General features: G+C 53.4%; 11 protein-coding genes. 2 read left to right on the top strand and 9 right to left on the bottom strand.

All coding sequences use genetic code 11. From position 1 onward, the window contains the following. Entirely contained in the window at nucleotides 1-954 is a 954-nt protein-coding gene (locus ACYVJQ_RS01850; protein WP_460891366.1) for a PorP/SprF family type IX secretion system membrane protein, read from the top strand. Nucleotides 955-1,049: 95 nt separating this feature from the next. Beyond that, entirely contained in the window at nucleotides 1,050-3,056 is a 2,007-nt protein-coding gene (locus ACYVJQ_RS01845; RefSeq protein WP_460891365.1) for an OmpA family protein, read from the top strand. Nucleotides 3,057-3,064: 8 nt separating this feature from the next. Here ACYVJQ_RS01845 and ACYVJQ_RS01840 read toward each other — a convergent pair whose 3' ends face one another. From ACYVJQ_RS01840 to ACYVJQ_RS01800, 9 genes are all read right to left on the bottom strand, one after another. After that, entirely contained in the window at nucleotides 3,065-4,843 is a 1,779-nt protein-coding gene (locus tag ACYVJQ_RS01840; RefSeq protein ID WP_460891364.1) for a hypothetical protein, read from the bottom strand. Nucleotides 4,844-4,970: 127 nt separating this feature from the next. Continuing rightward, nucleotides 4,971-7,190 carry a DUF4175 family protein gene (locus tag ACYVJQ_RS01835; RefSeq protein ID WP_460891363.1) on the bottom strand — a complete coding sequence of 740 codons (2,220 nt, stop codon included), beginning with the start codon at nucleotides 7,188-7,190 and terminating at the stop codon, nucleotides 4,971-4,973. Nucleotides 7,191-7,245: 55 nt separating this feature from the next. Beyond that, nucleotides 7,246-8,784 carry a BatA domain-containing protein gene (locus ACYVJQ_RS01830; RefSeq protein ID WP_460891362.1) on the bottom strand — a complete coding sequence of 513 codons (1,539 nt, stop codon included), beginning with the start codon at nucleotides 8,782-8,784 and terminating at the stop codon, nucleotides 7,246-7,248. A 147-nt stretch (nucleotides 8,785-8,931) separates the two neighbouring features. Next, entirely contained in the window at nucleotides 8,932-9,384 is a 453-nt protein-coding gene (locus tag ACYVJQ_RS01825) for an RNA methyltransferase (RefSeq protein WP_460891361.1), read from the bottom strand. A 136-nt stretch (nucleotides 9,385-9,520) separates the two neighbouring features. Continuing rightward, entirely contained in the window at nucleotides 9,521-10,405 is an 885-nt protein-coding gene (locus ACYVJQ_RS01820; protein WP_460891360.1) for a DUF58 domain-containing protein, read from the bottom strand. Between the two features lie 352 nt (nucleotides 10,406-10,757). Continuing rightward, complete coding sequence (locus tag ACYVJQ_RS01815) at nucleotides 10,758-11,753, bottom strand: AAA family ATPase (protein ID WP_460891359.1); 996 nt, start codon at nucleotides 11,751-11,753, stop codon at nucleotides 10,758-10,760. A gap of 110 nt (nucleotides 11,754-11,863) precedes the next feature. After that, on the bottom strand, nucleotides 11,864-12,484 hold the full coding sequence (locus ACYVJQ_RS01810) for a DUF4159 domain-containing protein (protein ID WP_460891358.1): 621 nt from the start codon (nucleotides 12,482-12,484) through the stop codon (nucleotides 11,864-11,866). Nucleotides 12,485-12,500: 16 nt separating this feature from the next. Next, on the bottom strand, nucleotides 12,501-12,734 hold the full coding sequence (locus ACYVJQ_RS01805; protein ID WP_460891357.1) for a DUF2442 domain-containing protein: 234 nt from the start codon (nucleotides 12,732-12,734) through the stop codon (nucleotides 12,501-12,503). After that, a complete protein-coding gene (locus ACYVJQ_RS01800; protein WP_460891356.1) occupies nucleotides 12,718-13,062 on the bottom strand; it encodes a DUF4160 domain-containing protein in 345 nt (114 codons plus the stop codon). The genes ACYVJQ_RS01805 and ACYVJQ_RS01800 overlap by 17 nt, the downstream gene beginning before the upstream one ends.

The following is a 13,062-nucleotide window of genomic DNA, read 5'->3' as shown; positions in this document are numbered from 1 at the left end:
ATGAAAAAAGCAATAGTATCTGCCCTGGCGCTGGTCACATGCCTTTGGGTTCCTCTGGTGAGTATGGCCCAGCAGGACCCGCAGTTCACGCAATACATGTTCAACGGGTTGCTGCTGAATCCCGCCTATGCCGGCAGCAATGAGGTAACCAGCATCAGTGGGTCGCACCGCAGCCAATGGACCGGTTTTGACGGTGCGCCGCTCAGCCAAACCCTGAGTCTGGACGGAAGCCTGAGCAAGAAAGTAGGGGGTGGCCTGATCATTACCAATGACCGGTTGGGCGCTCAGCGCTTTACTGAAATGTCCTTGAATTCCTCCGTCAGGATTTCACTGGACCCCACCACGCGTCTAGCGTTGGGCATGGCCCTGGGCGTTACCCAACAGACCCTAGACGGCACCAAGCTAAACCCAGATGAGCGGGATGACATGGCCATCCCGATGGGGGTGGAAAGAGCCATCAAACCAAACGCCAGGTTTGGGGCCTACCTGTACAGCAGCAAGTTCTATTCGGGCCTGTCAGTAGGTAATATTGTTTTCTTTAAGGAGGGATTGCCTACTGACCCACAGCCCCACGTGTTCCTGACGTCGGGCGGGGTATTTGATGTGGCGGCCAAAACCAAGTTCAGGCCTAGCCTTTTACTCAAGGAAGATTTCAATGGGCCGGCTGCCTTAGACCTGAACGCCTTTGTGCTCTACAATGAGCAGATATGGCTGGGTACTTCCTTCCGGACTACGCTTAATATCTTCAACAATACGTCCAACAGCAATGCTACCCGGCTGGGCAACGCTTTGGCCATTCTGTTAGAACTGCACCCCAATCCGCTTATGCGCGTGGGGTATTCCTATGATTTCTCCCTGAACCAGTTGCGCCAGTATTCCAGCCATGAACTGTCTTTGGGCTATACCTTTATAAAAAAGAAATATGGCCGCATGTTAACCCCGCGCTACTTTTAAGGAGAACCAATTAAAAAGTGCAATCTTAGCTGTTTCTTGGAAAAGGCATTAAAACAGAATTTATTTACCAACCCAAAGGTACAAGAACCGCAACTGTGAAAATTTTTTACCTCTTATTCCTGCTTTGCCTTACTCTCTGCTTACCTCCCCACCTGGCGCAGGGGCAGGCAAAACAGTCCAAAGCAGATAAACACTTCAATAACTTTGACTATGCGTTGGCGCTGGGAGAATATGAAAAGCTCCTGGAACAAGACCAGCCCGACCAGCACGTGGTGGAACGGATAGCAGATTGCTACCGCCTCATCAACCAGCCCGGCGCGGCCGAATTCTGGTACAAGCAGACCATGGTTTTCCCAAATCTGTCTACGGCCAACCTTTTCCATTACGCCAATGCCTGCCGCCAGAACGGCAAATATCTGGAAGCCAAAAGCGCCTACCAACATTTTGCCAAACGTGACCCCAGCCGCCGTGAAGAGGCGCAACAACTCATAAAAGCCTGTGACCTGGCCATGAGCTGGATCAACAGGCCTTTGTCTGTAGACGTGCGCCTGGATAGCGTTCTCAGCTCTTCATTCTCTGATTTCAGCCCGGTCTTCTTTAAAAACAACCTGGTCTTCTCCTCTGACCGCGGCAAAGGAAAAAGCTCTAAGGACCAAAAAGTATACGGCTGGACCGGTGCCCCTTTCCTGCACCTCTACCTGGCAGAGCGGCCCACAGACAGCACCTGGGCCAAAATCGAACCCCTGGAGAAAAGCATTAACACCAAATTCCATAACGCTACCGCCTCTTTCTCGCCAGACTTCAATGAGATTTTCTTTACGCGTACCAAACGGGTGAAGAAGCGGGTATTGCCCAAGGAACTAGCCACGGAGGGCAGTTGGCAGCGATATTCCAAGAGCGATGATTTTGTGGACCGCCTGGAGATCTACAGCGCCACCCTGGTGAAAGACAAATGGAAAAACGTGAAGATTTTCCCGTATAGCAAAGGGGAGGCCTACTCAGTGGGGCACCCGGCCCTATCGCCAGACGGGCAGATCTTGTACTTTGTCTCAGACATGCCCGGCGGCTACGGCCAAACCGATATTTACTACTGCCTGCGTCAAGGCCAGGATAGCTGGTCTGAACCCGTGAACGCCGGTCCCGTGATCAATACTCCGGGCAAAGAGGTATTCCCGTTGGTGCAGTCAAACGGAACGCTTTATTTCTCTTCAGACGGGCACCTGGGCATGGGTGGCCTTGATATCTTTTCGGCCAGAGGAAATGGAGACGTCTGGGAAGGCGTGGAAAACCTGTACTACCCCTTTAACTCACCCCGTGATGATTTTGGCCTGATCTACGAAAAAGACGGCATACGGGGCTTTCTGTCTTCTAACCGCGGAGGTGACGGCAACTCAGATGATATTTACCGCATTGGCCCTTCTACCGTGCCGTGCCAGGTGGCGGGCGGTACCTATGTGCGCTTACCAAACCCAGACGGTCGCACCCGTAAAATTCCCCTAGAAGAGGTGGACCTGCAAATCACCACCAATGGCGACCCTACCAGCTCGCCTCTACGTCTGGTGTCTAATGCAGAGGGTAAGTTCATCTTTGCGGCCAAAGGTAACCACACCTACACCGTAAGGGGTAGCAAAAAAGGTTACCTGACCAAGACCGTACAGATTGCCCCAGATTGCCGCAAGGTGATTGATACGGTGCACATTGAAATGGTCTTGGACCGCAACACCTATGACCAGTCTATTGTGCTGGACAATATCTACTATGACCTAGACAAGCACACACTGCGCCCCGAAGCCAAAGAAGAGCTCAACCAGATAGTAGACATGTTACGGGAAAACCCAGAGGTGCGCATAGAGCTTAGCTCCCACACAGACAGCCGGCAGACCCACCGCTACAACCAGATGCTCTCCCAACTAAGGGCTTCTACCGCGGTTCTGTATATTCTGTCAAAGGGCATTGACGCCAAACGGGTAGTGGCCAGAGGGTACGGCGAAACCAAGCTGCTCAATAAATGCCAGGACGGCGTTTCCTGCTCTGAGCAACAGCACCAACTGAACCGCCGCACCGAGTTCAGGATCATCAAGCCTTCTGAAGGGAAGCAGTAGCCGTCTTTTTAGAGTTTCTCTTCCAACCACAGGAAGCCCAGGGCCAGTAACAAACTCAACCCAAAGGGCCAAAGCGGAAGCGTTTCCTGGCGGGTAACCGCAGCGTTGGCGTTTGGACTAGCCTGAGGTTTTGCGGCAGCGGCCAGGGTGGCCTGCTGCCTTGCTTGCAGCCGGTGCGTGTGCCAGGCGGATTGTGGGTACACGTAAAAGCGGGCCTCCTCTCCGTTTAACGCCAGCGAGTGCCAGCCTTTTTCCTGGGGCCAGGTAGTGTAGGTTTGCCTTAAAGGCAGAGGGCTGGTCGCCGATGTTACAAGGGATACGGTTTTGACGGAGGCCTCAGACTTTAATTTTGGCTCCTTGAGGTTTTCTTCAGTCAGTTCTACCAGAAGCGGTTGGTGGCTTTGCGGCCAGACTGGCTCAAAGGTTATTTCCTTCTCCTGGCTGGGTTTTGCCAGCGTGGTTAACATATTGGCCCAGTAAGCCTGGTACAGTTTTTCTTTGCCCTCCAGGGCCCACGGAAACGTTTCGGCCAACAGACTTACGCCTACTTGGCCCAGGCCTTTGCGGTAGTGTACCGCCAGCGCATGCTGCGGGTTCCTTTCCCATACCAAGGCCTGCTGCCCCTCAAGCGGTTGCCATACGCTGCCCGGCACCGGCAGTACCACCCCGTTTTGTCCTGGCCACTGCACCGTTGCGTTTCTAGCCTGTTTTTCTGAAATCTGCCTCAAACCAGCCTCCGCGAAGAAAGGAATCCGTTTGGGCCTGTTTTCAGAGAAACAGGTCAGCAGGCCCAAACCCTGTTGCCGGACGGCCTGTTGCAAGGCCTGCTTCTCTCCGGTAGACAAACCCTGCAGGGTAGCCCCGTCAAGCACCACCATGTCAAACTTCTTTAGTAGGCCTCCTGACAGGCGGCTAAGGGCAAGCCCTGATAGGTTTATCTGCTCTGTCTGGTACACGCCTTTGCTCACCTGGCTTCTGACGGCCACCCCGTGGCCTTTCTGAGCAAGAGCGTTCTTCAGAAATTTCACCTCAAAAGAAGGAACCGCGGCAAGGATTAGTACCGCAAGCGTTCTAGGGGCCTGCACCGTTACGGGTAAGGCCTCTTCCTGCACCGACTCATCTTTCCCTTTCCACTGCAAGGTGTATACAAATTGGCCTGTGGCCTTAGGCGTAAACCGGAACGCAAAAGAATGCTCCCTTCCTGGTTTGATTTCCAGGGAATCACGGGGGCTACCTGCGGCCTGCAAGTAGAGCTTGGTAGTCTGCGTTGGAGTGCTGAATTTCCCTTGCACCTGCACCTCTTCGCCTAACGTGATTTTCTGAGGCCAGGAAGCGGCCAACACGCCTGTAGGCAATCCCGCCAAGTGGGGCACCAGCCGTATCGCTTTTAAACTTGCCAGGTCCTCTTCCTCCAGCCCATGGCCCAGCACATGCAGCGTCTGCACCGCCGGATTATGCGCCTGGAAAGCCGCCAGGTCAGGCACCGGTATTCCTTCGGCAGCGGTACCGCTCACTTGAAACACCTGCGGCTTAGGCTGGAGCCTGGCCTGGAGCGAACGGAGGGAATCTGGGTGGTAGCCCTCGGTGAGTAGAATGGCTTCTGAGGCGCTGTAGGTACGGGTACAACTTGGGGGAGAAAGCAGCAAGGCCAGACTCGCCACGGACACCCAGGTCGCAACCAACCGCCAGATACGCCTTCTCCGGTCTGCTCTGCTGGGAGCCAGCCAGGTAAGCCAGGCTCCCAGCAGAACGGCAACAATCAGAAGAAGCGGTAAGGGTAAGGTCACTATCTGTTTTTTAAATTAGAGGCCATAGCAAATGTGAAGATTCGGAAGCAAGGGAATGCCTTCTGCTTTTGGAAGTTTTGCGCCTCTTTTATGAGTCTTCCTTCTTTAGTTTCATGTCTTGCTTCCATCAATCAAGGCGGTTAAAGTAGTCCTGCACTAGTTTTTTTTCTGGGGAAGGTAACAACCGTTTATGAGCCGTTTTTTCAGAAACAGGCAAAAACCGGTGCAAGGCCTTCTCTATCCGCGCCAGGCACTCTTGGCAAAGGGCACGCTGCTGCCTTATGGCTTGCACCACCTGCCGGATATCCTGCAGGGCCCCCAGGTATTTGCCTGGCTCGCGCACGGCGGCCTTACCTAGTTCCTGGCCCGCCTGTTCTAAAAGGGCCGCATCTTGGGCCTGTGCAAATTCACCTGCGGTAAGGGCAGCAACCCGTTGCAGGGCCTGGCGCACCACGGGGTAAGAGGGAATTGGCTTCTCCTGGCGGCGCTGTTGCAGGGTCTGTACCTTGCTTAGGTCTCCGGTGAGGCGTTTCTCTGGCTCTTTAAGCGGGGGCGGCTCAAAACCGCTTTTTTTCACGTATACCCTTGATTTCTGCTGCACGTCTTTGAGCAGGCGCAGGGCCTTGTACTCAAACGGCAGCGCCTCTTTGGGCCGGTTGGTGCGTAACCTAAGCTCCGCCTCCCACATCTGGGCCAAGGCCCCTTTAAGTTGGGCTTTAATGGCGGGCTCAAAAAAGGTGGCGGCTTCCTCCTGGTCGTGTTTGTGCAGGTAGGGGTCCAGCAACTCATTCATTTTGGCCTCGTGCTCAGAGGCGCCTTTTGTGGCCCCGTGGTCATGGCCATCATCGGTGGTGTGGCCTTCTCCCAGGCCTTCAGGCAAGGCGCCCTTACCTATGGTAGATTCAAACTCCTCGCCCAGAAACTTTCCGTAACGTAGCCGGAGGAGTTTCTGGTCTACCCCGATGTTGTTAGACCTTTCGGCAAAGGTGGCTTGGGGAAGCCTTTTCTGCTCTTGGATTAGTCTCTCCGTGTCAATAATGATTTGGCGCTGGCTCCTGAAATACTCGGGGTTGGGGTTCACGCCCAAAGACAGATCATCCGTGGTTTCTACCACGGTTGTGTCTTCAATCTCTATCAAGAAAGATTCTGTGCGGGTGTAGCCGCGATGATTGTCATAGGCCTGCAGATAGAAGTAAAGCTCATCGCCGTAGGTCATGCCTAATTTCTTCAGATCCAGGGTCTGGTTTAACTGTAGCTGCCGGGGTTGGCCGGAAAAGGAGAGGTGCAGGGGAATGCGCTGTTCCCTGAACTTGACGGCCTCGCCTTCGCCCTGGGCCACGGTGGCTACCAAGTTGGCAGTCTTGAGCCCGTAATCATCCAGGAAGGTGGCCTGCACGGTCACGCGTTGCGGTTCCCCGAACAGGATTTCCAGGTACTGCGCCGGTTTCTTCACCGTGATGCTGGGCGCTTCATCTGGCATCACTTCAATGGAGTAAAAGTCAGAAGCCTGTCCATTAAGCTGGAGATGGTACAAGGTGGATTGGGACAAAGTAACGGAAGCCGAATACGTATTTTCCTGATTGGCCACCGGGCGCAGCACTATAGGCTTCTGGTTGCTCAACACCAGTGTAGGCGAGGTCACCGCCTGGTTAGTTTCTATTGTCCAGGTAACCTGGGCGCCTGCTTCTACCTTAAAGGAGGGCGTGGTGACCGCATACGGTGCCTTTCGCATATAGGCCGGTGGCGAGAGGCGTATGTGCATCTGCTCTATGGCGGGCAGAATGGCTTTGGGCTGGCCTATAACTGCGTTTGGATTTTGCGAGAAGCCATTGCCGGGCGTGGTTGTTTCTTCCTGGTTTGGCAGGTAGCGGGGCACAAACCATAGACCCATTGCCAGCACCAGTCCTATGCACAGGGGCAGAAAGCCGTTTTTGTAACGTACCTGTGACGCCTTCTGCGCCGAGATGTGGGTCAAGGCAAGAGCTACCCGCTGTTGTTGGAGTTGCGCCAGCAAGGGAAGCTCCTCTTCTGGTTGCAGCAATAGTTGGGTGCTTTCTTCTAGTTGCGGGTATTTCCGGTTGAGGTGTTGCGCCACGTCAGCCAGGCTGGTTTTCCGGTAAATGTCCCACCAGCGCCAAAGCTGCAGGGCCAGGATAAGCACCACTAGCAGAATTGCCGCCATGACACCTCCTGCCCCGCCCCAGCCCTTGTAAGCCCACACCCCCAACGGCAAGACCATGCCCACTGCCTGCAAGGCCATAAGCTCTGCCTTCCTCCGGAAATAATGCGCGCGCACTTTCTCCAGCGTAGCGGTCTGTGGGGTGATATGGGAAGTGGGTGAGGTCAAGGGTATAAGTTACTATTTTTTGTTCGTCAATAATCTAAGAGGCCACCATGTAGAGCTATTGCTGCCTTCTTGCCGCCAGCCAGCGTTCCAGCGCCAGGAGCAAGGCCAGTACCCCCACTAACCAAAGCTTCAAGTCCAGCACCTCTTCCGTTTCGGGCCTGTTTTTCTGAAAAGTGCCCGAAACCAGGGTTGGGCGCTCCGCCTCGGGCGGCAGGGCGCGGGTATCATATAATTTCTTCCAGGTAGTATCCTCCGGGAAAAGCAGCCGCAAAAGCACCTCGGGGAAGTGACCGTTGTCTACCAGGGCGTTCCACGTGGGGTTAAACCTACTGAAGAATTGGTAATGGGTGTGCAAAGAGCCTTGCTGCTGCGTGAGTAAAGGATCACCAAAACCGTCTTGCCATAGCACCTGCGTGCGCGGGCCTTTTTCTGCAGGGGTACGCTGGTGTACAGGAATCTGTGAGGGAACCCCGGGCATCTGCAGCCAGCTTTCCCATTTCTGTACCCGGGCCGTGCCCGAAGCGTCTTGCAGCGTTTTGAGCCTCTTTTCGGGAAAACGGGCCAGAAACGGAGCCAATGGTTCATCGGTTAGCCAGAATACCCAATGGGGCGCAAGGGTGGGCAGGGGTTCAGTTGCCGAGGAAACAGTGAGCGAATACGCCTGCCCGCGGTATTCCAAGGCCGTTTGCAGGGCGGCTTTTACATAGCGTGCATCGGATTGCCGGGCTTTGTCAACCCGCACCAGCATTTGCAGGGGTTCTTTGGGGAGTAGAATGGTGTTGCGGGCACCGCCTTGCAGCCTTAGCGAATCTGGCTGGGCGTGAGCCAGAAATTGAATGGGCGGAAGGGCCGGTAAGGAGATGGTTTGCCCCGGAGCGGGTTTGGCGACCGTATGTTCCTGGAACGTGACGGCCTGGTCATTGCTTTGCCCTATTTTGAGGCGAAGCTGTTGGTCTTGAGTGTACCAAGCTTCCTGCAGCCAGACAGCCGTTTGGGGGACGCTCACCGGTTCCCAGGTAAAGCCCGCCCGAAGCTGGGGTTGCGGTCCTTGGTGATGGCGCAGCAGGTCGGTGGTGAAGACCCAGGCTTGGGCGTGAGCGGGCAGGCTTCTGGAAAGTACCTTGAGCCGGGCCCAGGCATTGGTAGTATCTAAGGCAGTGCTGTCGGTTTGAAAAGTAGTAAGGGAGGTTTCCTGGGTTACCGGCAGTTTTGGAAATCCCGGTGACAAGGTATGCACTTGCCAGCCTTGGTTGGCCAGGGAATCTACGGTAGCAGAGATCTGTGACAGGTATTGTTGCTGGAGCAGCGCTGGATGCAGATACACGTGCTGTTCAGAGGGGGCTTGTACAAAGCGGGTCCAACGCGGTTGAGCCAGCACCAGCGCCAGTAAAAGCACCAGAAGGCACCGGAGCAACAACAGCCAAACCTGGGTAAGGTGCAGGCTGCTCAGTTTCTGGCTTTGCGAGGGCTGCAGCCATTTAATGCTCCCTACCAACACCGTCCTGGGCGGTTTCTTATTCCATAAGTGAATAGCAATGGGCACTACCACGCCGGCTGCCGCCCATAACCAAACCGGATGCAGAAACTGAAGCAAGGCTACTTAGAAAGATACAGGAGGTAAGACATAAGACGCAGGCCAACAAAGGCGGGTCACCGCCGGAAACAAGATACTGGCAGTGGGCGGCATTTCCTATACCTCAGGCCGTTATTCTGGTTTAGCAACAGGCACAAGCCGGTTCTTTCACTTGCCAAGAACATACTTAAGATGCCGGTCATAGAGAATGACTGTTCCCGCCGAGGCCACATTTAAAGACGTTTCACCGGGCAGTTGCACCAGGTGGTGGCACTTGGCCAGAGCCGCTTTGGTGAGGCCATGGTCCTCGGCGCCCAACAGGTACACGCAGCGCTCTGGGTGCACAAACTGCTCTACCGGTACCGCTTTCTCATCTAGCTCCACGCCTACCAACTGGCAACTATACGGCAGGTGCCGGTAAAAATCCTCCAGGTCCTGGTAATGGTACAGCGGAATCTCTTTCCAACTTTTATTGGTGTCTGTACTCTGCTTTTTGTAGCGCTTGCCAATGGTAAAGATAAAACTGGCCCCCAACAAACTCGCCGACCGCCACAGGGTACCCATGTTGGTCTCATGCTTCGGCTCAAAGATGCCTATCCCAAAGTAGCCAGTTTTTGACATTGAGTGATTGAGAGATTGAATGAGTGAGAGAATGGGCAAAGGTAAAAAGGTGGCAGTCCGTTTTGGGGCTGTTTTTGAAAAAACGGGTTGGAAACAAATATTGCTTTCTACTCACGTTTCTAAAATCAGAAGGAGGCTATTGTTTTGCCCTATTTAACAGGAAGGCTCTCAAGGCTTTATCTAAAGGCTCATGTAGGTGGAAGCGTTCGTATTGGATCTGCCGTTTGCGGGTATCTGTTTCTTTGCCTTGTAACCACGCGTGGAGGTTCTGTAAATAGTCTGCCCGTTGCGACTCTGAGTTTACCTGCAAGGTCTGGCCAGTCTCTAAATCCTGAAAAGAAACCTGTCCTTGGTACTTGAATTCCAACTCGTTCTGGCCCATGAGGTGAAACAGAAGCGTGTCTTTTTCGCGGGCGCCTATCTTGCGCAGGGTTTCCGTTATCTCTGAGGTCTGCTCGTACATATCTGTCACCAGCACGGTAATCTCTTTTTGCCTCTTTTTGGCAAAAACAGGTGTTAAACGGTCAGCCGTCGGGAAATTCCCGTCAGGTTTTACTTGGTCTAGCAGGTGGAAAAGGCGCTGCAGGTGCTGGGTAGATTGCCCGGGCGCTACTTGTAGCACCTGGTTTTCCTGCAAGACAAACAAGCCCACGGCATCGCCTTGCTGGACGGCCAAATAGGCCAGCGCCGCTACCAGATAGCGGGCATAGTCCAGTTTGGTAAGGGCACCGTCTTGGTGCGCCATAGAGCCGCTGGCATCCAATACAAACCGCACGGCTACGCTGCTGTCTACCTCAGATTCCCTAATGTAATACCGGTCTGACCGCGCAAACATCTTCCAGTCCAACTGCCGCAGATCATCACCGGGCTGGTAACTGCGGTACTGACTGAACTCAATACCCGCCCCCCGCCTGATACTCTGGTTTTGCCCCAGCAGAAACCCATCTACCACAGCCTTCGCAATTAAGCGCAGGTCTTTGATAGCAGAGAAAGTCTGTGGGTTGAGGAGACGGTGGGGCATTTTAAGTCTATTTATTTTTAAGGAGCTTCTTCATCCCCCTTTGAAGGGGGATTATGAATTCATTCAGTGTAAAAGCTAAGGTTAAGTTTATTAAAAACTGAACAAGCCTTATCGACCTGCAATCTGTTTCAAAATGCTGACTCTCCCCTTGAGGGGAGTAAGAGGGGTGTTTACATAGGAGAGCGCGCATTCCAGGGCCTTCACAAACAATTACATTTCTTCAAAAGAAGCAGAAGAACATCTTCAATATGCGGACCGGCAGGTGTAGACACCCTCTAGCTCCCCTCAAGGGGAGAGTCTGCGCTTAGTAGAGGCCCTTGTTAAAATGGGATGCAGCTAGCATAAACCTTGCCTACCGCAACACCTCCCTCGGCAAATCCACGCCTTTAACCAGCTCGTCTACCACTTTGTCTGTGGTAATATTATCTGCCTCTGCTGAGAAATTCACCAGTATTCTATGCCGAAGCACTGGATATGCCATAGTGTGCAGATCTGGCAACGTCACCGCAAACCGGCCTTGCAATAAGGCGCGGGCTTTGGCGGTGAGAATGAGCGCCTGACCAGCGCGCGGACCTGCTCCCCAGCGCACAAAGTCCTGCACAAACGATACTTGGGTATCTTCGGGGCGAGTGGCCCGGACCAGGCGCGCCACATAGGCCACCAATTCATCTGAAATGGAGACTTCCCGCACCAGGCTTTGCAGCGCCAGAATCTCCGGTCCCGACAAGATAGGCTGCACCTTTTCCCGCGCTCCCCCGGTGGTGCTTTTAAGAACGGAGATTTCCTCCAGCTCTGTGGGGTACTTGATTTTGATGTAGAGGAGGAAACGGTCTAGTTGGGCTTCTGGTAACGGGTAGGTGCCGCTCTGCTCAATTGGGTTTTGGGTGGCAAGCAAGAAGAAAGGCCGGGGCAGCGGATAGGTCTTTCCCGCGTAGGTCACCTCAAATTCCTGCATGGCCTCCAGAAGCGCCGCCTGCGTTTTAGGCGGTGTCCTGTTAATCTCATCTGCTAACACAATACTCGCGAAGATGGGGCCTTCATTGAACTGGAAAAAGCGCTTGCCGGTGGTGTGGTCCTCTTCCAGCACCTCGGTGCCCAGAATGTCTGTGGGCATGAGGTCTGGCGTGAATTGAATACGCCGGAAAGGAAGATCAACAGCGCTTGCCAGCGTGCGCACCAAGAGCGTTTTGGCTAGGCCCGGAACGCCTTCCAGCAGACCGTGCCCGCCGGCGAAGAGCGTGATGAGCACCTCATCCAGCACCTCTTGCTGGCCTACAATGATCTTCCCAATCTCCTGCCGGAGAACGGGGAGTTTATCTAAAAGCTGATTTACTTCTTGTGCAGTCAAGGTAGGATAAAGCTTAGGTAATTTGTGTGTCGTAAGTAAACGATTGTTGTTGGGATAATTTTCCGTTTTGGGCCTGTTTTCCTGAAAATGGGCTTAAAACAGAAATCCCTTTAACTGGTCAGGGCATACATGAGAATGTTCACGCCAAACTTGGTGTTGTCCTCGGCCAGCCAGCGCTTGTTCCTAAAGTCATAGTCCCACTCGCAGCCGTAGTCTTTGTTGCTGTAGAGCACGCCAATGCGGCCGTTCACTTCATAGGCTTTGAGGTAGTCGTGCACCAGGTCATCGCCCCAGCCGTTGAGTTCAAAAGAGGTAGTAGGCGGACCTTCCTCAAACTTGAAAAAGGACCTATACAGCGGGTGATTGTTGGGGAGTTTTTTCAGGGCCCTCGGGCCGAAGCAGACGCGCATCTGTTCTTCAAACGAGCGGGCAAACAGGCCGTCAATGTCATGGTTACAGTCGTCTACAAACACGAAGCCGCCGTTCTGCACATACTTCACAAAGTTGGCTTTCTCTTTGACGTTGAACTGCACCAGCTTGTGCCCGCTCAGATAGCAAAAGGGGTACCGGAACAGGTCGGCACTTTCCAGAGAAATGACTTTCTCCTGTTCCATCACGGGCACGGTGGTGTACTCTACCAGGGAGTTCAGCAGGTTAGAGGGCATGCGCTGGTCAGTGTCCCAGTTGCCGGAGCGGTATTGCAGGCGTACGAAGGTGAAGGGAGTAGGCATGAAGGTAATAAGTGACCTAAAGAAGGCCGGCAACAGACAAATCTTCGTCTATATCTTCCCAATGAATACCGAGGCCGTTGCCAATCAAGCGCCAATTCATGCGCTGTTCTTCAGTGCAGTCTCTTAAAGCTGGAAACCATTCAAGGGGAACGCCCACTTCTCTACCATCAGAAAGCAGAACATACATCTTAGCATCTGTAAACCAGACTTTCAGAGCTTGTGGAATTGAGTGTTTAACTAAAGTATTCATGCCATTTTTGCTCAAAGAGCGGCTTGTGTTCCTGCACTAATTTACGCAGTTCATTCAGTTCCTTTGCATTGAAGCGGTAAGAACTTGCCAGTTCTACAGGCAACAGCCAAAATTTTGCATAGGCTTCTGCTTTTTCCACATGAATATGTGGTGGCTCAGAACCTTCATTACTGAAGAAGAAAAACCTGAAACCCAGTATTCTTAAAATGGTAGGCATCCCTCCTGTTTTTATTACTGCCAGAAATGACATCCGTTTTAAGCCCGTTTTTCTGAAAACAGGCCCAAAACAAAAAAGCCCCTCTCCACAGGGAGAGGGGTTATGGTTCAA

The sequence above is a fragment of the Rufibacter soli genome (assembly GCF_054781795.1).
Note: the sequence above shows the minus strand (reverse complement) of the source record. Positions and strands in the feature narration are given on the sequence as shown.

What these genes read in the sequence shown, in the direction of transcription:
- ACYVJQ_RS01850 (WP_460891366.1), top strand. Translation starts at nt 1, where the DNA reads ATGAAAAAAGCAATAGTATCTGCCCTGGCGCTGGTCACATGCCTTTGG.
- ACYVJQ_RS01825 (WP_460891361.1), bottom strand. Translation starts at nt 9,384, where the DNA reads ATGTCAAAAACTGGCTACTTTGGGATAGGCATCTTTGAGCCGAAGCAT.
- ACYVJQ_RS01820 (WP_460891360.1), bottom strand. Translation starts at nt 10,405, where the DNA reads ATGCCCCACCGTCTCCTCAACCCACAGACTTTCTCTGCTATCAAAGAC.
- ACYVJQ_RS01810 (WP_460891358.1), bottom strand. Translation starts at nt 12,484, where the DNA reads ATGCCTACTCCCTTCACCTTCGTACGCCTGCAATACCGCTCCGGCAAC.
- ACYVJQ_RS01805 (WP_460891357.1), bottom strand. Translation starts at nt 12,734, where the DNA reads ATGAATACTTTAGTTAAACACTCAATTCCACAAGCTCTGAAAGTCTGG.